An 18051-nucleotide genomic window follows, 5' to 3' on the forward strand; every position below is an offset into this window, starting at 1 on the left:
AGGTGGTGCTGTGGTGCAGGTGGCGCTGATGATGCGGGCGGTGCGGATGGTGCGTCGGGTGGAGTCGCGAATCGGGAGTCGGGAATCGGGAGGATCGAGGAGGGTGCGGGGACGCGCGGCGCCGCGCTCAGCGCAGCCGGCTGCGGCGCAGCGCGAACGCCTCGAGCGCGGCCGTCACGCAGTAGAACGCGAGGCCGACGAGCACGGCGCCCAGGACGTAGGCGTAGGCGAGCGCGTAGTCGCTGCCCGAGGCCGCCGTGGTGATCGACTTGCCGAGCCCGCCCACGGGTCCGCCGAAGTACTCGGCGACCAGCGCCGAGATCACCGCGAGCGAAGAGGCGATGCGGAGCCCCGTGAAGACGTAGGGCACTGCTCCGGGCAGCGTGATCGTGCGGGCGGTCTGCCAGGGGGTCGCCGCGTAGGCCTTCAGCAGGTCGCGGTGCACCGGAGCGGCCTGCCGCAGCCCGCGCAGCGTCGTCACGTACACCGGCACGAACACGGCGAGCGCCGCGACGAGCTGCCTCGCGGTCTCGGCGTTCGCTCCGAACATCGTGTAGAGCACCGGAGCGAGGGCGACGATCGGCACGACGGCGGCCGCGGCCACGATCGGCGCGACCAGTCCGTCGAAGACCCGCGCGAGCGCCGAGAGCCCGGCGACCACGACCGCCAGCACCGCGCCGACCAGCAGGCCGACCAGCGCGTTGCGGCCGGTCACCGCGCTGCCCTCGGCGACGGAGCCGAGGTTCGCGGCGAACTCCTGTCCGATCGCCAGCGGCGACGGGAGCACGAACGGCTGGATCGCCAGAGCGGTGACCCCGGCCTGCCAGAGCAGGACCGCGGCGATCCCGAGCACGAGCGGCGCGAGCACGCTGCGCGCCAGCGCGGTCGTGCTCACCGGTTCTCCACTCCGCGCGGCACGGCGGCGGGATCGCCGTGCAGCAGCTCGCGCACGGCGCTCACGTCGCGGAAGAACGCCGTGTCCTCCCTGACCGCCGCGTCGCGCTCGGATGCTCCGGGGAGTCCGACCGGGAGGACGTCGCGGATCCTGCCCGGCCGCGGCGACATCACCACGACGCGGTCCGAGAGGAACACCGCCTCCGGGATCGAGTGGGTGACGAAGACGACGGCGGCGCCGGTCTCGCGCCGGATCCGCAGCAGCTCCGTCTGCATCCGCTCGCGGGTCATCTCGTCGAGCGCCCCGAACGGCTCGTCCATGAGGAGCAGGCGCGGGCTCTCGGCGAGCGCCCGCGCGATGGCGACGCGCTGCTGCATCCCGCCGGAGAGCTGGTCCGGGTAGGAGTCGGCGAAGTCGCCGAGCCCGACCAGTGCCAGCAGCTCGTCGACGCGCGAGCGCCGGGCGGTCGCGGCGACGCCGTGCAGCTCCAGCGGCAGGGCGATGTTCGCCCGGATCGTGCGCCACGGCAGGAGGCCCGCCTGCTGGAACGCGATCCCGTAGTCCTGGTCGAGCCTCGCCTGCCGGGCCGTCTTGCCGAACACGGCGATCGAGCCGGAGTCCGGCTCGTCGAGGTCGGCGATCAGCCGCAGCAGCGTCGACTTGCCGCAGCCGGACGGGCCGATCAGCGAGACGAACTCCCCCGCGGCCACCTCGAGCGAGACGTCCTGGAGCGCCGTGACGCTCGCGGCGCGAGCGGTGGTGAAGGTCCTCGTGACGGAGTCGACGACGACCGCGGATCCTGCAGGGCTCATGCGGGCTGCTCCCCTCGGCGGTACGGACGGAGGAGGGTGCCGAGCAGAGCGACGGCGCCGGCGGCCGCGAGGCCCACCAGCACCGCCCCGAGGATCGGCGCCCAGGGCTTGGCGGGGTCGCCTCCGGCAGCGGAGGCGAACTCGATGATCATGCGGCCGATCCCGCCGCGCAGGCCGATCGAGACCTCGGCGACGATCGTGCCGACGACGGCGCTGACCGCTCCGAGCCGGAGGGCCGGCAGCAGGTAGGGCACGCTCGCCGGCAGCCTCAGGCGCACCAGCGTCTTCCACCAGCCGACGCCGTAGACGTGCATCAGCTCGACCTGGTGGGCCGTCGGCGAGCCGAGCCCGCGGAGCGCCCCGATCGAGACGGGGAAGAACGCGAGGTAGGAGGCGATCAGGGCCACCGACATCCAGTTCTCCCAGGTCACCGGTCCGAGCTCGAGCTGCGACCCCCAGCGCCGCACCAGTGGGGCGATCGCGATCAGGGGCACCGTCTGGCTCAGCACGATCCAGGGCAGCACCGCCGACTCCGCCGTGCGGAACCGCTGCATCAGGAGAGCCAGGAGCAGCCCCACGACCGTGCCGACGACCCAGCCGACCGCGGCGATCCCGAGCGAGAAGGCGCTCGCCCCCACGACGGCCGACCAGAGCGCCGGGGCGTTCCGCGCTCCGGTGACCGGCTCGCCGAGCCGGGCCGCGATCTCCCAGAGGTGGGGCATCGCGATGGCGCTCGTGCGCGGGAGCACCGTGACTCCTCCGACGACCACCCCGGCCTCGGGCCCGAGCGCCTTCCAGCCCTCCCACACGAGCGCGAGCAGGAGGAGCCCGCCGGCGCCGAGCACGAGCCCGCGCGCGAGGGCCGGTCTCATGCGCGGGCCACGATGTGCTCGCGCAGCTCCGGGATGACCCGCTCGCCGTACACGCGCAGCGTCTCCTCCTTGTTGTCGTGCTGGAGGTATCCCGCGAACTGCGTCACGCCGATGTCGGCGAGCGCCCGGAGCTTCTCGATGTGCTCGTCCGCCGTGCCCAGCACGCAGAAGCGCTCCACGATCTCGTCCGGCACGAAGGCGGTGTGGCTGTTGCCCGCGCGGCCGTGCTCGTTGTAGTCGTAGCCCTCGCGCCCGGCGATGTAGTCCGTCAGCGCCTGCGGCACCGCTCCGGAGGCGCCGTAGCGGCCCACGATGTCGGCCACGTGGTTGCCGACCATCCCGCCGAACCAGCGGCACTGGTCGCGCATGTGCTCCCGGTCGGTGCCGATGTACATCGGCGCCGCGACGCAGAACTGCAGCGACTCGGGATCCCGGCCGGCGTTCGCCGCCGCCTCCTTGACGGCGCCGATCATCCAGCGCGCGATGTCCACGTCGGCCAGCTGCAGGATGAAGCCGTCGCCGACCTCGCCCGCGAGCTTCAGGGCGAGCGGGCCGTAGGCGGCCACCCACATCTCCAGGGACGAGCCCCGGCTCCACGGGAACTGCAGCGTCTGGCCGTTGTACTCGACCGGACGGCTGTTGGCGAGCTCGCGGATGACGTGGATCGACTCCCGCAGCGTCTTGAGCGTCGTCGGAGCTCCTCCGGTCACCCTCACCGCCGAGTCGCCGCGTCCGATCCCGCACACCGTGCGGTTCCCGTACATCTCGTTGAGCGTCGCGTGCAGCGAGGCGATGACCGTCCAGTCGCGCGTGGCGGGGTTGGTGACCATCGGGCCGACCGTGATCCGGTGCGTCCTCTCGAGGATCTGCGAGTAGATCACGTAGGGCTCCTGCCAGAGCAGGTGCGAGTCGAAGGTCCACGCGTAGTCGAAGCCGTGCGTCTCCGCGAGGACGGCGAGCGCGACGGTGCGCGAGGCGGGCGGGTTGGTCTGGAGGACGACTCCGAAGTCCATGGGGTTCCTTCTGCTCGATCAGGTGCTGGCTCGGATCGGGTGCCGGCTCAGATCAGGTACTGGCTCAGACCGCGCGGGATGTACGCCCCGTCGCCCTTCGTGCCGACGTAGGAGCCGTCGTCGACGACGACCCTGCCGCGGGAAATCACCGTGTCGACGTGGCCGTCGATCTCGAAGCCCTCCCAGGCCGAGTAGTCCATGTTCATGTGGTGGCTGCGGCCCTCGCCGATCCCGATCGAGGTGTGCCCGCTCGGGTCGTAGACGACGACGTCGCCGTCGGCCCCGGGCTGGATGACGCCCTTCCTCCCGTACATCCCGAACATCCGCGCCGGGGTGGTCGAGGTGAGCTCGACCCAGCGCGGCAGGGAGATCTGCCCCGACACCACGCCCTGGTACATCAGGTCGATCCGGTGCTCCACCGAGCCGATGCCGTTGGGGATCTTCGAGAAGTCGCCGATCCCCATGTCCTTCTGGCCCTTCATGCAGAAGGGGCAGTGGTCGGTCGAGACCATCTGGATGTCGTTGGTGCGCAGCGACTGCCACATGTGGTGCTGATGCCCCTCCGCCTTCGAGCGCAGCGGCGTGGAGCACACCCACTTCGCGCCCTCGAAGCCCGGCGCGCCGAGCTGCTCCTCGAGCGAGAGGTAGAGGTACTGCGGGCAGGTCTCCCCGAAGACGTTCATGCCACGGTCGCGGGCCTGCGCGATCTGCTCCACCGCCTGCTTCGCGGAGACGTGCACCACGTACAGCGGCGCGCCGGTGAGGTCGGCGATCATGATCGCGCGGTGCGTCGCCTCCTCCTCCGCCTGCCAGGGTCGAGAGGTGCCGTGGAAGTACGGCGCGGTGTTCCCGGCGGCGAGGGTCTGCTTCACCAGCTCGTCGATGAGGGCGCCGTTCTCGGCGTGCATCATCATCATCGCGCCGTTCTCCGCGCCCTTCTGGAACGCCCGGAGGATCTGCCCGTCGTCCGAGAGGAACACGCCCTTGTAGGCCATGAACAGCTTGAAGCTGGTCACCCCCTCGCGCATCAGCTCGTCCATCGCGACGAGCGAGGAGTCCTGCACGTCCGAGAGGATCTGGTGGAAGCCGTAGTCGATCGCGCAGTTGCCGGCCGCCTTCTCCTGCCACGCCTGGAACCGGTCGACGACGCTCTCGCCCGGGTACTGCACCACGAAGTCGACGATCGACGTCGTGCCGCCCCAGGCCGCGGCGCGCGTGCCGGTCTCGAAGGTGTCCGAGGCGGAGGTGCCGCCGAACGGCATCTCCATGTGCGTGTGCGCGTCGATCCCGCCCGGGATCACGTACTTGCCGCTCGCGTCGATCACCCGGTCGACGTGGGCCGCCAGATCGAAGCCCAGCAGCGTGGAGCCGGGGGCGAGGACGGCGGCGATGGTCTCGCCGTCGATCAGGACGTCAGCGGCTCCGGTGCCGGTCGCGTTGACGACCGTCCCGCCGGTGATGAGGGTCTTCATCGGTCTTCCCCGTCTCGGTCTGCGGTCACGGCTTCGGGATGCTGGTGTACGACTCCGGCCGGCGGTCCCGGTAGAACTGCCAGTCGTCGCGCATCTCCTGCACCATGTCCATCTCGAGGTCGCGGATCAGGATCTCCTCGGCCTCGCCCGAGCCCCGCTCGCCGACGAACTCCCCGCGCGGATCGATGATCTGGCTGGTGCCGTAGAAGTCGACCGCGAGGTCGCCGTACTCGTTGTCCTCCCGGCCGACGCGGTTGGGCTGCAGCACGAAGTAGCCGTTCGCCACCGCGGCCGCCGGGCCCTCGACCTCCCAGAGGCGGTTCGACAGGCCGGGCTTGGTGGCGTTGGGGTTGAAGACGAGGTGGGCGCCGTTCAGGCCCAGCTCCCGCCAGCCCTCCGGGAAGTGGCGGTCGTAGCAGATGTGGACGCCGACCTTGCCGACCGCGGTGTCGAAGACCGGGAAGCCGAGGTTCCCGGGCCGGAAGTAGAACTTCTCCCAGAAGCGGTCCAGGTGCGGGATGTGGTGCTTGCGGTACTTGCCGAGGATCGTCCCGTCGGCGTCGACCACGACCGCGGTGTTGTAGTAGACGCCGGTCTGCTCCTCCTCGTAGATCGGGAGGATCATCACCACGCCCAGCTCCTTCGCGAGGGCCGCGAAGCGCTGCACGATCGACCCGTCGGCGGGCTCGGCGTAGCGGTAGTACTTCTTGTCCTGGGTGATGCCGAAGTACGGGCCGTAGAACAGCTCCTGGAAGCAGACGATCTGCGCGCCGTCGGCTGCGGCGTCCCGGGCCATCCGCTCGTGCTTGTCGAGCATCGACTCCTTGTCGCCGGTCCAGGTCGTCTGGGTGATCGCTGCGCGGACGATGGTCATCGGTACCTCCATGCTCGGGCGTCCCTGTCCGGCTCCGGTGTGCTCCGCCGGGCGGTGCGGAGCCGGGGACGTGGACCCACTGTGGTCCCCGCCGGGCCCGAAGGCAATGACGGACCGTCCGGCTCCGGGGACAGGGCTTCATCGTCGGGGTTCGACGTTTCCCCGGTGTTTCCGGCGCGGATCCGCAGCATTAAGGCTCGCCGGGGGAGGAATCCGTCGGTGCCGCTAGCGTGGTCGGATGCGCATCACGATCCTGGCCGGAGGCGTCGGCGGCGCCCGCTTCACCTCGGCGGTCCGCGAGCACCTCCGCGATCTCGAGGCCGCCGGCGGCGAGGTGAGCGAGATCACCGTCGTCGTCAACACCGGCGACGACATGTGGCTCACCGGCCTCAAGGTCTGCCCCGACCTCGACTCGATCACCTACGCGCTCGGCGGAGTGAACGACACGGAGCGCGGCTGGGGGCGGGCCGGCGAGAGCGAGCGGGTCTCGGCCGAGCTCACCGCCTTCGGCGTCGGCTGGCCGTGGTTCACCCTGGGCGACCTCGACCTCGGCACCCACATCGCCCGCAGCTCGATGCTGCGCGACGGCCTCACCCTCTCGGAGGCGACCGCCCGGATCACCGCCCGCTGGCCACTGGGGGTCCGCCTGCGGCCGATGTCGGACCAGGACGTCGAGACCCACGTCGAGGTCGACCTTCCCGGCGAGGGCGTGCGGCTCCTCCACTTCGAGGAGTGGTGGGTGCGGCTTCGGGCGTCAGCGCCCGCGCGCCGGTTCGTCCAGCAGGGGGTGGAGAGCGCCCGCCCCGCCCCGGGCGTGCTGGAGGCGATCGCCGACACCGACGCGGTGCTCGTCGCCCCCTCCAATCCCGTCGTCTCGATCGGCACGATCCTCGGAGTGCCCGGGATCGCGGACGCCCTCCGCCGGACCTCCGCACCCGTCGTGGGCGTCTCCCCCGTCATCGGAGGCGCGGTGGTGCGCGGCATGGCCGACGCCTGCCTCGCCGCGATCGGCGTCGAGACCTCCGCCGAGGCCGTCGGCCGGCACTACGGAGCCCGGAGCGGGGGCGGCCTCCTCGACGCCTGGCTCGTCGGCGAGGAGGACGCGGACGCGGTCCCGGCGCTCGAGTCGGCGGGGCTCCGCGCCCGCTCCGTGCCGCTCTGGCTGACCGGCCGGGACGCCTCCGTGCGGCTCGCCGCCGACGCTCTCGCAGCCGCGAGGGGCTGAGCGGAGCCTCCTCCCCCGGGTCGCGCACCGCGTGTCGCAGCGCGGATGCGGTCACGCCTCCCACGGGGCGCCCCGTTCCCTTGTACGGTCGGAGGCGGACGAACTCCCCGATTCACCCCCGCATCGGATCCGGAGCCCCTCGGTCGCGCGCCCGACCGCGTCCTCACCACGTCTCCGAGCCCTGCGGAACCGCGTGCAGTCCCGTCAGGAGGACACCATGGAGCCCAGCTCGAGGATCAGCACCGAGCGGATCGAGCCCGACATCGTGGTGATCCGCCCCGTCGGCCGGCTCGACCTGTCCACGGCGTGGGAGCTCGAAGCGGTCCTCCAGCGCGCGCTCGAGGCGGGAGAGGTCCGCGTGGTCGTCGACCTGGCGGCCGTCGAGTTCCTCGACTCGTCCGGGCTCGGCGTCCTCGTCGCCGGACTCAAGGAGGCGCGGAAGGCGGGCGGCGAGCTGCGCGTGGCCGCCGCCGGCGAGCAGCCCGCCATGGTGCTCGGCCTGTCCAACCTCGACCGCCTGCTCGGGAGCGCCGAGACCGTCGAGGAGGCCTACCGTGCCTGAGCGCTCCTTCGTCGTGCGCACGCCGCCCGAGGACGGCGTCACCGCCGTCCACGAGGCGCTCGAGGAGCTGTGGCTCGAGGAGCCGGGCGTCGCGCCGGTCGACCGGATGTCGTTCGAGACCGCGCTGGTCGAGCTGACCTCGAACATCGTCCAGCACGCCCGGTCGTACCGGCACATCATCTGCCTGGTCGAGATCCGCGTCGACGCGACCGAGCTGCGCGCCTCGCTCAACGACTCCGCCGAGGAGGCGCCCGCCGAGGTCGCCGATCCCCGCGACATGCCGGACGAGTGGGACGAGGCAGGCCGCGGGATCCCGTTCATCCACGCCCTCGTCACCGAGTTCTCCTACCGCCGTGTCGACGGGCAGAACCTCTGGGCACTCGCCCGGACCCGCACGTGAGCGAGCCGACCGAGCGCGCCCGCCTCGCCGCGATCGCCGAGCTCGGGATCGGCCTGAGCACCCCCCAGGAGCGCTTCGACAGGATCACCCGCATCGCCCGCCGGCTCCTGCGCGTCCCCCTCGCCGAGATCAACATCCTCGAGGAGTCGACGCAGTTCACGAAGTCGCCCCAGCGCTCGGCGCGGGCGAGCAGGATGCTGCGCGCCGACTCGATGTGCGACGTCACGGTCCAGCAGGGCGACATCCTCGTCGTCGAGGACGCCACCGCCGATCCGCGGTTCGCCGACCGCGGAGTCGTCACCGGATCCCCTCACGTGCGCTTCTACGCGGGCCGCCCGCTCGTCGTGGGGGACGGCCTCCGCGTCGGCACGATCTGCATCATCGACAGCGAGGTGCGCGGCTTCTCGGAGGAGGAGCGCGAGATCCTCGAGGACCTCGGCCGGTGGGCGGAGCGGGAGCTGCGCGAGATCGCCTTCTCCGGACGCGCGAGCGAGACGCAGGAGCGGCTCTGGCCCCCGCGCCTCGACCTCGGCGAGTGGAGCCTCGACTCGCTGACCACGCCGCTGCACGACGTCGCCGGCGACTACACGGCGTGGCGTCGCAGCGGGGACGATCTCTCCCTCGAGCTGGTCGACGTGATGGGCAAGGGGGTCTCGGCGGCGATCGTCGCCTCCGCGATCCGCTCCGCGTTCCAGGCGCGGCCGGAGCTCCCTCCCGCGGCAGCCGTCGAGGCCGTCAACCGCCAGCTCCTGCCCGACCTGACCGCGACCGGCATGTTCGCGACCGCGCTGATCGCCCGGGTCGACCTCGCGAGCGGCGCCGTCTCGTTCGTGGACAGCGGCCACGGCCTCACCCTCCTGCTGCGCGCCGACGGCACCACGGAGCGGCTCGCCTCCACGGGCGTCCCGCTCGGCATCGCCGCCGACGTCTCCTGGGAGGAGGAGCAGCGCGTGCTCGCCCCCGGCGACGCGCTCTTCTCCTGCAGCGACGGCCTGCTCGACGTCTTCGGCGGGCGCCTCGACGCGCTCGACCGTCTCGCCGAGCTGGTGCGGAGCAACGACGACCCCGCTCTCTTCGAGCGTCTGCATGCTCTCGCAGACGACGCGCACGACGATGTGACAGCGTTGGTGCTGCGGCGCTCCGCAGCGCCCGCCCCCTCCTGATCCTGATCGAAAGGACCTCCCCATGCCTGGTGCACTCGTCCTCGCCGGCGGCGGCCTCGCCGGAATCGCCTGGGAGCTCGGCGTCCTCCGCGGCCTCGCCGACGCCTCCCCCGAGGGGGCCCGCCTCCTGCTCGATCCGTCGACGACCTTCATCGGCACCTCCGCGGGCTCCGCGGTCGCCGCGCAGCTGAGCACCGGCACCGGCCTCGACGAGTCGTACGAGGCCCAGCTCCAGGAGGAGTCCGCCGAGATCGGAGCGGACGTCGACGGTGAGCGCCTCCAGGCCCTCTTCGCCGCGGCCGTCGAGGGCGCGACCTCGCCCCAGGACGCGCGGCGCCGCATCGGCACCCTCGCGCTCGAGGCCGAGACGCTCCCCGAGGACACCCGCCGGGCCGTCATCTCGGCCCGCGTGGGCGACGCCGACTGGCCCGAGCAGCGTCTGCTCATCACCGCGGTCGACACGGCCACCGGTGAGCTGCGCGTGTTCGACCGCGAGAGCGGTGTCGGCCTCGTCGACGCGATCTCCGCCAGCTGCGCCGTCCCCGGGGTCTGGCCTCCCGTCAGCATCGACGGCGTCCGCTACATGGACGGCGGCGTCCGCTCCGGCAGCAACGCCGACCTCGCCGCGGGAGCCGACTGGGTCCTGATCGTCACTCCGCTGCCCGGAGTCGGCACGCCCGGCGCGGGCCTGATCCCGACCGGCGAGCTCGACGCCCTCGCGGACTCGCGGGTCGAGGTGGTCTACGCCGACGAGGAGTCGGTGCGCGCCTTCGGCCCGAACTCGCTCGACCCGGCCGTCCGCGCCGCCTCCGCCCGCGCCGGACGTGCTCAGGGCGCCCGGCTCGCCTCGCGGATCGCCGCGCTGGTCGGCGCCGAGTAGCCGGTCTCAGCGCCGCACGCTGTAGCGCGTGAAGACCGTGCCGTCGGCGAAGCGGTGCTCCTCGCGCAGGTCGAGGCGCGCATGGAACCCGCACGGGAGGAAGTGGGTCCCGCCGCCCACCGCCACCGGCACCGTGTAGACCTGCACCTCGTCGACGATCCCGGCGAGCAGCGCGTGCCGGGCGAGGGTCGGCCCGCCGATCGAGACGTCGTGGTCGGCGGCGCTGACCTGCGCGGCGACGACGACCGGGTCGAACCCGCCCTCGACGCGGGTGCGGCGGGTCTCGGCCGACTCCAGCGTCGTCGAGTACACGACCTTGTCGGCCGCCCGCCACATCTCCTGGAAGTCGCGGATGAACGCGAACTCCTCCGCCAGTGCCCAGGTCTGCTCCCACGCGCGCATGACCTCGTACATGCGCCGCCCGTACAGGTACGTGCGCACCCGCCCCTCGCGCTCCGTGATGAAGCGGTGCACGGCGGGTCGCGGCTCCGCCCAGGCGAATCCGCCGTCCGCGTCGTTCACGTAGCCGTCGAGCGACGCGATCGAGCTGTAGATGAGCGCGCCCACGTCGGCCTCTCTCCGTGGCCGGCTTCGGGACCGCCCACGGGCGCGACCGTAGGCCTCCCGCCTCCGTCCGGCAATGTCCGCCGGGGCCTCTGGCGCGGATCGACGGGTCGCCGCTGCTCCTGGTGGCGCTCCCGGCGGTCGGCGCCCCCTCCCGGACCGCGTACCGTGGTCGTGCCGCAGGGAGCGGCCGTGAAGGGTTCGGGATGAAGATCAGCCAGCTGCGCCACTTCGTGGCGGTCGCCGAGGAGCTGCACTTCGTGCGCGCCGCCGAGCGCCTCGGCATCTCGCGGCAGAAGCTCGACTCCTCCGTCGCCGCCGTCGAGCTCGACCTCGGCAAGCCGCTCTTCGAGCCCGGTGCCGCCGCCACGACCCTCACCGCGGCCGGGCGGCAGCGCCTCGCCTCGGCCCGCGAGGAGCTCGCCGCGCTCGGCGACGAGCCGGAGGCGGCCCCGAAGTCGGGAGGCAAGGCCAAGGCCTCCAAGGGGACCGGGCGCGCCCCGATCGTCAAGGGCCAGCCGAAGCCCTACAAGCGCCGCCAGTCCCGCTGACGCGCAGCGTCCGATCGACGGAGGTGGTGGGCCCTACCGGGCTCGAACCGATGACATCCACGGTGTAAACGTGGCGCTCTACCAACTGAGCTAAAGGCCCCCGTCGCGGGAGCACCCGCGGACGATCGACTCGATCCTACGGCAGGCGGAGCGGCCCCCTGCGGGCACTAGCCTCGGCACATGACCGCCGACAGCGACTCCCGCGCGAGGCGGCGCGCCGAGAGCCGCTGGCCCGCCTCCGCCGCGATCCTGGTGGCCGTCGCACTGAACGTGGCCGGCCACAGCGCCGACACCTCGGTGGTCCGCCTCGTCGCCGCCGGCATCACGCTCGCGCTGCTCGTGCCGCTGTTCGTCGTGAACCCGCACCGGCTCGACAGCGAGACGCGCTGGTCGCGCGGGGTCTCCATCGCCCTGGCGGTCGTGCTCGCCGTGGCGAACCAGGTGAACGTGGTCGCCGTGGTGATCGACCTCGTCGACGGGACGGCCGACGGCCCGCCGCTGCTGCTCACCGCGCTCCAGGTCTGGGTCACCAACGTCGTCGCGTACGCGCTGCTGTTCTGGGAGCTCGACCGCGGCGGTCCGGTCGCCCGCGGAACGCTTCCCCGCACCGAGCTGCCGGCGGCCGACTTCGCCTTCCCGCAGGACACCTACCGCGACACAGCGCCCGAGGTCGCCGCGACCTCCTCCGAGCGCGCCGACTGGCGGCCCGGCTTCGTGGACTACCTCTCGGTGTCGACGACGAACACCATGGCGTTCAGCCCGACCGACACGATGCCGCTGTCGAGCCGGATGAAGCTCCTGATGATCGCCGAGGCGTTCACCGGATTCGTCCTGCTGGCCCTCGTGATCTCGCGGGCCGTCAACATCCTCAGCTGACGACCGGGGCGGTCCGCCTCCGGAGGGTCAGACGTGCGCGGGGGCGAGCGCGTCGATCGCGGCGCGGTAGGCGTCGATCGAGCGAGGCTCGCCCGGGGCGGTCATGAACGTGTCCCGGATGACGCCGGCCTTGTCGATCAGGAAGGTCGCGCGGGTCGCGTAGCCCTTCGCCTCGGTGAACACGCCGTACTGCTTGGCGACGTCGCCGTGCGGCCAGAAGTCGGAGAGGAGCGTGAAGTCGTAGCCCTGCTTCTCGCCCCAGGCGCGCAGCGTGTGCTTGGAGTCGACCGAGATGCCGATCAGCTCCACGTCGGCGTGCTCGAAGAGGGAGAGGTTCTCGCGCAGCGCGCAGAACTCGCCCGTGCAGGTGCCGGAGAAGGCGAGGGGGAAGAACACCAGGGCGACGTTGCGCCGCCCGTGGAAGTCGCCCAGCTGGATGCGCTCGCCGTACTGGTTCGCGAGTTCGAAGTCGGGAGCCAGGGTCAGCTTCTCGAGAGCCATCGGTCCGATGTCCTTCCGTGCGCACGAGAGTCGCGCGAGCACGAGGGGCAATGCTAGACCCGCTCCGCGCAGACTCCAAGGAACGGCCCGTCTCCCCCGATCACGGGCCGGTCGACGCGTCCCGTCTGGCGCTCTCCTACAGTCGTCGGCGCACATCCCTCGTGGATCACCACAGTGCGATTCCAGGTTCGGGGCACGGGAATCGCTAGGCTGACGGAGGTGCCCGCGCGCGGCTCGTCATCCGAGCCCCGGATCCGCGGATCCGCACCGCTTCATGAGAGTGATGTCTCGGGCACGATCTGCCCCCAGAGAGAGGTCGAGGGTGACTGTTAACGATCAGGACCCGTATTCCGTCGGTCACGTGGACTCGGACCCCGAGGAAACGTCGGAGTGGAACGAGTCGCTCGATGCGCTCGTCGAGGAGCGGGGCCGGGGTCGCGGGCGCGACGTCATGCTCAGCCTCCTCAAGCGCTCCAAGGAGCTCCACCTCGGCGTGCCGATGGTGCCCACCACGGACTACATCAACACCATCGCGCCCGAGAACGAGCCCGACTTCCCGGGCGACGAGGACGTCGAGCGCCGCTACCGCGCGTGGATCCGCTGGAACGCGGCCATCCTCGTGCACCGCGCGCAGCGTCCCGGCATCGGGGTCGGCGGCCACATCTCGACGTACGCGTCGAGCGCCTCGCTGTACGAGGTCGGCTTCAACCACTTCTTCCGCGGCCAGGACCACCCGGGCGGCGGCGACCAGATCTTCATCCAGGGCCACGCCTCGCCCGGCCCGTACGCGCGCGCCTTCCTCGAGGGACGCCTGAGCGAGCACCAGCTCGACGGATTCCGCCAGGAGAAGTCGCACCGGGGCGGCGGGCTCTCCAGCTACCCGCACCCGCGGCTCATGCCGGAGTTCTGGCAGTTCCCGACCGTGTCGATGGGCCTCGGCCCGATCAACGCGATCTACCAGGCGCAGGCGAACAAGTACCTCACCAACCGCGGCATCAAGGACGCCTCCGACCAGCAGGTCTGGGCGTTCCTCGGCGACGGCGAGATGGACGAGGTCGAGTCGCGCGGTCAGCTCCAGGTCGCCGCGAACGACGGCCTCGACAACCTGAACTTCATCGTCAACTGCAACCTCCAGCGCCTCGACGGACCCGTCCGCGGCAACGGCAAGATCGTGCAGGAGCTCGAGTCGTACTTCCGCGGCGCGGGCTGGAACGTCATCAAGCTCATCTGGGGCCGCGAGTGGGACGACCTGCTCGCCCGCGACACCGAGGGCGCGCTGCTCGACCTGATGAACAAGACGCCCGACGGCGACTTCCAGACCTACAAGACGGAGGACGGCGCCTACGTCCGCGAGAACTTCTTCGGCCGCGACCCGCGCGCCAAGAAGCTCGTCGAGGGCTACTCCGACGAGCAGATCTGGGGCCTGCGCCGCGGCGGCCACGACTACCGCAAGATCTACGCGGCCATGAAGGCCGCGACGGAGCACAAGGGCCAGCCCACCGTCATCCTCGCCCACACCATCAAGGGCTACGGTCTCGGCCGCAGCTTCGAGGGCCGCAACGCGACCCACCAGATGAAGAAGATGACGCTGGACAACCTCAAGTCGTTCCGCGACACCATGCGCATCCCGATCACGGACGCGCAGCTCGAGGAGAACCCCTACCTGCCGCCGTACTACCACCCCGGTCAGAACGACGAGGCGATCGAGTACCTGCAGGAGCGCCGCCGCGCGCTCGGCGGCTACCTCCCCGAGCGCCGCTCGAAGTACACGCAGCTGAACCTTCCCGAGGACTCGGCCTACGCGGTCGGCAAGAAGGGCTCCGGGACGCAGGAGATCGCCACCACCATGGCGTTCGTCCGCATCCTGAAGGACATCCTCCGCTCGAAGGACTTCGGCAACCGCGTCGTCCCGATCATCCCGGACGAGGCGCGCACCTTCGGCATGGACGCGTTCTTCCCGAACGCGAAGATCTACAACCCGCGCGGCCAGCACTACACGTCGGTCGACCGCGAGCTCCTCCTGGCCTACAAGGAGAGCCCGCAGGGCCAGATCCTCCACGTCGGCATCAACGAGGCGGGCGCCCTCGCGGCGTTCACCGCGATCGGCACCTCGTACTCGACGCAGGGCGAGCCGCTCATCCCGGTCTACGTCTTCTACTCGATGTTCGGGTTCCAGCGCACGGGCGACGCGATCTGGGCGGCCGGCGACATGATGTCGCGCGGCTTCATGATCGGCGCCACCGCGGGACGCACCACGCTGACCGGCGAGGGCCTCCAGCACGCGGACGGGCACTCCCCGATCCTCGCGGCGACCAACCCCGCCGTCGTGAGCTACGACCCGGCCTACGGGTACGAGATCGCGCACATCGTGCAGTCCGGACTCGAGCGCATGTACGGCGGGAAGCACACCGACCCGAACGTCATGTACTACATCACGGTCTACAACGAGCCGATCGTGCAGCCGAAGGAGCCGGAGGACGTCGACGTCGAGGGCATCGTCCGCGGCATCCACCGCATCTCCTGGGGCCAGTGGGACGGGCCGAAGGCCCAGCTCCTCGCCTCGGGCGTCGCGGTGCCGTGGGCGATCGAGGCGCAGAAGCTCCTCGCCGAGGACTGGGGCGTCTCGGCGGACGTCTGGTCGGTCACCTCGTGGAACGAGCTGCGCCGCGACGGCATCAAGGCCGAGCAGCACAACTTCCTCCACCCCGAGGACGCCGAGCAGGTGCCGTACGTGACGCAGAAGCTGGCCGACGCGAAGGGCCCCTTCGTCGCCGTCTCGGACTTCTCGCACCAGGTCCCCGACCAGCTGCGCCAGTTCATCCCGGGCGACTTCGCGACGCTCGGCGCGGACGACTTCGGCTTCTCGGACACCCGTGCGGCGGCGCGGCGCTACTTCCAGATCGACGGCCCCTCGGTCGTCGTGCGGACGCTGCAGCTGCTCGCCAAGCGCGGCGAGGTCGACCCCTCGCTCGCCGTCCAGGCGATCGAGAAGTATCGCCTCCTCGACGTCAACGCCGGCACCACCGGCAACGCGGGCGGCGAGAGCTGACGGACGAGTCCGTGCTCTCGCAGGAACCCGCACCGTCGAGTGCGCGGGGTCCTGCTCCTGCGGCGGAGCGTCCGGCCACCCGGCCGGGCGCTCCCCGCACGAAGGAGCAGACCCTCGCCTGGCTGCGCACCCTCGCCGGTGAGCTCTCGACGCAGACGATCAAGCGACTCGAGGACACGCTGCCCTGGTACGGCAGCATGCCCCCCGGTCGGCGCTCGGCGGTCGGCCTCGTCGCCCAGGCCGGCATCACCTCGTTCATCTCGTGGTTCGACGACCCGTCGGCCACGCCGTGGATCGCGGCGGACGTGTTCGGAGCCGCTCCCCGCGAGCTGCTGCGCTCCGTCTCGCTGACGCAGACGCTGCAGCTGATCAAGGTGACGGTCGAGGTCGTCGAGGACCGGATCAAGAACGGCGGGGAGGACCTCCGCGAGGCGATCCTCCTCTACTCGCGCGAGATCGCCTTCGCCGCGGCCGACGTCTACGCGCGCGCCGCCGAGGCCCGAGGACTCTGGGACGCGCGCCTGGAGGCGCTGGTCGTCGACTCGATCCTCACGGGCGAGGCCGACGACGAGCTGCCCAGCCGGATCGCCGCCCTCGGCTGGCACGGCCACGGCGAGGTCGCCGTCCTGGTGGGCACCGCCCCCAAGATGCTCGACGTCGACCAGCTGCGCCGCACGGCCCGGCACATGGACGCCGACGTGCTGATCGGCGTGCAGGGCAGCCGGCTCGTCCTGGTCATCGGCCGCGCCGAGCCGAGCGAGAACGCCACGGAGGAGACCGGTCCGCCGGTCGCGTTCCTCGAGATCGCGGAGGCGCTCGAGCCCGGCTTCGGGACGGGCCACCTCGTCCTCGGCCACGAGGTGCCGACCCTGGTCGAGGCGTCCCGCAGCGCCCGCGCGGCCCTCGCCGGGTTCGCGGTCGCCCGCTCCTGGCGGAACGCGCCGCGACCGGTCAACGCCGACGACCTCCTTCCCGAGCGCGCCCTCGCCGGCGACCCGCTCGCCCGCCAGAGCCTCATCACGCAGATCTACCGGCCCCTGCAGAAGCACTCGACCGAGCTGCTGACCACGCTGTGGGCCTACCTCGACAACGGCCGCTCGCTCGAGGCGACCGCCCGCGAGCTGTTCGTGCACCCGAACACGGTGCGCTACCGCCTCAAGCGGGTCGCCGAGGTGATCGGCTGGGACGCGACGGGCGCCCGCGAGGCGCTCATCCTCCAGTCCGCCCTCATCCTCGGCTCCATGAGCGACCCGGACGGCGCCGTCCGCCGGAAGCCGTCCCGACGCTGAGGCCCTCCGCTCGCCGAACCCCTCCCGCCCCTGAACACTTGTAGACCCGCGACAAGCTCTTTGTGCTTTGTCAGTGGCTCCACGCGCCGCACGTGCGAGCGCAGATCGGAAGACTGGATACCGTGATCGTCGTCGTCGCCCCGGGTCAGGGCTCCCAGACCCCCGGATTCCTCGCCCCCTGGCTCGAGATCCCCTCCGTGGCCGAGCAGGTCGCCGCGCACTCGGAGGCGGTCGGCATCGACCTCGCCGCGCACGGCACCGTCTCGGACGCGGACACCATCCGCGACACCGCGGTCGCCCAGCCCCTGATCGTCTCCGCGGGACTCGTGAGCCTCGCCGCCCTCCTCGAGGGCGGACGGCGCGAGCGCATCGCGGGCATCGCCGGCCACTCCGTCGGCGAGATCACCGCGGCCGCCGGAGCCGGGGTCCTCACCGAGGCCGACGCGCTGGTGTTCGTCCGCGAGCGCGCCCGTGCCATGGCCGCTGCGGCCGCCGCCGAGCCGACCGCGATGAGCGCGGTCCTCGGCGGCGACGAGCAGGCCCTGATCGCCCGTCTCGACGAGCTCGGCCTCGAGCCGGCCAACTACAACGGCGGCGGGCAGATCGTCGTCGCCGGCGCGGTCGACGCGCTCGAGGCACTCAAGGCGGAGCCGCTCCGCGGGACCCGCGTGATCCCCCTGCAGGTGGCCGGCGCCTTCCACACCCGCTACATGGCGCCCGCCCGCGACTCCCTCGCCGGCGTCGCCGCCGGGCTGACCCCCTCCGACCCGACGCTCCGGCTCTGGACGAACCGCGACGGGTCGGTCGTCGACTCCGGTGCCGCGTTCCTCGAGCTGCTCGTCGGCCAGGTCGCCTCCCCCGTCCGCTGGGACCTCTGCATGGCGGCCTTCGCCGACGCGGGCGTCACCGGGATCATCGAGCTGGCACCCGCCGGCGCGCTGGTCGGCCTCGCCAAGCGCGGCCTCAAGGGCGTGCCGAGCATCGCCATCACGACCCCCGACGACGTGGACGCCGCCCGCGCCTTCCTCGACGAGCACGCCGCCTAGCAGGAGA

Annotated in this window: 18 protein-coding genes and 1 tRNA gene; 10 read left to right on the forward strand and 9 right to left on the reverse strand. The window is 71.8% G+C overall.

Going from position 1 to position 18051, the window contains the following annotated elements:
* Positions 1 to 127: 127 nt before the first annotated feature.
* Genes C5C35_RS09205 through C5C35_RS09230 form a run of 6 tightly spaced genes read right to left on the reverse strand, consistent with a single transcriptional unit; the run spans position 128 to position 5938 of the window.
* Positions 128 to 895, reverse strand: coding sequence for an ABC transporter permease (locus C5C35_RS09205; RefSeq protein ID WP_104226660.1), 768 nt, complete (start codon positions 893 to 895; stop codon positions 128 to 130).
* Positions 892 to 1707, reverse strand: a complete 816-nt coding sequence (locus C5C35_RS09210) for an ABC transporter ATP-binding protein (protein ID WP_104226661.1) — start codon at positions 1705 to 1707, stop codon at positions 892 to 894. Before C5C35_RS09210 ends, C5C35_RS09205 begins: the two co-directional genes overlap by 4 nt.
* Positions 1704 to 2579 carry an ABC transporter permease gene (locus tag C5C35_RS09215; protein WP_104263002.1) on the reverse strand — a complete coding sequence of 292 codons (876 nt, stop codon included), beginning with the start codon at positions 2577 to 2579 and terminating at the stop codon, positions 1704 to 1706. Before C5C35_RS09215 ends, C5C35_RS09210 begins: the two co-directional genes overlap by 4 nt.
* Positions 2576 to 3592: a TIGR03842 family LLM class F420-dependent oxidoreductase gene (locus C5C35_RS09220; RefSeq protein ID WP_104238194.1), complete on the reverse strand. Its 1017-nt coding sequence runs from the start codon at positions 3590 to 3592 to the stop codon at positions 2576 to 2578. Before C5C35_RS09220 ends, C5C35_RS09215 begins: the two co-directional genes overlap by 4 nt.
* Positions 3593 to 3639: 47 nt before the next feature.
* Positions 3640 to 5064, reverse strand: a complete 1425-nt coding sequence (hydA, locus tag C5C35_RS09225) for a dihydropyrimidinase (protein ID WP_104226664.1) — start codon at positions 5062 to 5064, stop codon at positions 3640 to 3642.
* Between the two features lie 25 nt (positions 5065 to 5089).
* Entirely contained in the window at positions 5090 to 5938 is an 849-nt protein-coding gene (locus C5C35_RS09230) for a nitrilase-related carbon-nitrogen hydrolase (protein WP_104263003.1), read from the reverse strand.
* Positions 5939 to 6176: 238 nt separating this feature from the next.
* On the opposite strand from C5C35_RS09230, the gene cofD reads away from it, so the two are divergent.
* From cofD to C5C35_RS09255, 5 genes are all read left to right on the forward strand, one after another.
* Entirely contained in the window at positions 6177 to 7163 is a 987-nt protein-coding gene (gene cofD / locus C5C35_RS09235) for a 2-phospho-L-lactate transferase (protein WP_104263004.1), read from the forward strand.
* Between the two features lie 217 nt (positions 7164 to 7380).
* Positions 7381 to 7725, forward strand: a complete 345-nt coding sequence (locus C5C35_RS09240; protein WP_104223474.1) for an STAS domain-containing protein — start codon at positions 7381 to 7383, stop codon at positions 7723 to 7725.
* Positions 7718 to 8125 (forward strand): ATP-binding protein, encoded by a 408-nt coding sequence (locus C5C35_RS09245; protein WP_104223473.1) that lies wholly within the window; start codon positions 7718 to 7720, stop codon positions 8123 to 8125. The genes C5C35_RS09240 and C5C35_RS09245 overlap by 8 nt, the downstream gene beginning before the upstream one ends.
* Positions 8122 to 9288, forward strand: coding sequence for a PP2C family protein-serine/threonine phosphatase (locus C5C35_RS09250; protein WP_181129940.1), 1167 nt, complete (start codon positions 8122 to 8124; stop codon positions 9286 to 9288). Before C5C35_RS09245 ends, C5C35_RS09250 begins: the two co-directional genes overlap by 4 nt.
* Positions 9289 to 9310: 22 nt before the next feature.
* A complete protein-coding gene (locus tag C5C35_RS09255; protein WP_104226667.1) occupies positions 9311 to 10168 on the forward strand; it encodes a patatin-like phospholipase family protein in 858 nt (285 codons plus the stop codon).
* Positions 10169 to 10174: 6 nt separating this feature from the next.
* Here C5C35_RS09255 and C5C35_RS09260 read toward each other — a convergent pair whose 3' ends face one another.
* Positions 10175 to 10735, reverse strand: a complete 561-nt coding sequence (locus C5C35_RS09260; protein ID WP_104226668.1) for a dihydrofolate reductase family protein — start codon at positions 10733 to 10735, stop codon at positions 10175 to 10177.
* A gap of 203 nt (positions 10736 to 10938) precedes the next feature.
* Here C5C35_RS09260 and C5C35_RS09265 point away from each other — a divergent pair, with 203 nt between their 5' ends.
* Entirely contained in the window at positions 10939 to 11283 is a 345-nt protein-coding gene (locus C5C35_RS09265) for a LysR family transcriptional regulator (protein WP_104223469.1), read from the forward strand.
* A 24-nt stretch (positions 11284 to 11307) separates the two neighbouring features.
* Here C5C35_RS09265 and C5C35_RS09270 read toward each other — a convergent pair.
* Positions 11308 to 11383, reverse strand: a tRNA-Val gene (locus C5C35_RS09270).
* Positions 11384 to 11463: 80 nt separating this feature from the next.
* Between C5C35_RS09270 and C5C35_RS09275 the strand changes: the two genes are divergently transcribed.
* On the forward strand, positions 11464 to 12159 hold the full coding sequence (locus C5C35_RS09275; protein ID WP_104226669.1) for a hypothetical protein: 696 nt from the start codon (positions 11464 to 11466) through the stop codon (positions 12157 to 12159).
* A 27-nt stretch (positions 12160 to 12186) separates the two neighbouring features.
* Here the strand turns inward: C5C35_RS09275 and C5C35_RS09280 are convergent, their stop codons facing one another.
* Positions 12187 to 12660, reverse strand: coding sequence for a peroxiredoxin (locus C5C35_RS09280; RefSeq protein ID WP_104238203.1), 474 nt, complete (start codon positions 12658 to 12660; stop codon positions 12187 to 12189).
* A 322-nt stretch (positions 12661 to 12982) separates the two neighbouring features.
* On the opposite strand from C5C35_RS09280, the gene aceE reads away from it, so the two are divergent.
* The 3 genes from aceE to C5C35_RS09295 all read left to right on the forward strand — a co-directional run bounded on the left by aceE (position 12983) and on the right by C5C35_RS09295 (position 18044).
* Positions 12983 to 15709 carry a pyruvate dehydrogenase (acetyl-transferring), homodimeric type gene (gene aceE, locus C5C35_RS09285; RefSeq protein ID WP_104223467.1) on the forward strand — a complete coding sequence of 909 codons (2727 nt, stop codon included), beginning with the start codon at positions 12983 to 12985 and terminating at the stop codon, positions 15707 to 15709.
* A 122-nt stretch (positions 15710 to 15831) separates the two neighbouring features.
* A complete protein-coding gene (locus tag C5C35_RS09290) occupies positions 15832 to 16998 on the forward strand; it encodes a CdaR family transcriptional regulator (protein ID WP_181027189.1) in 1167 nt (388 codons plus the stop codon).
* A gap of 122 nt (positions 16999 to 17120) precedes the next feature.
* A complete protein-coding gene (locus C5C35_RS09295; protein ID WP_104226672.1) occupies positions 17121 to 18044 on the forward strand; it encodes an ACP S-malonyltransferase in 924 nt (307 codons plus the stop codon).
* The last annotated feature ends 7 nt before the right edge of the window (positions 18045 to 18051 follow it).

Source organism: Rathayibacter sp. AY1F8, assembly GCF_002932165.1.
Taxonomy (GTDB): domain Bacteria; phylum Actinomycetota; class Actinomycetes; order Actinomycetales; family Microbacteriaceae; genus Rathayibacter.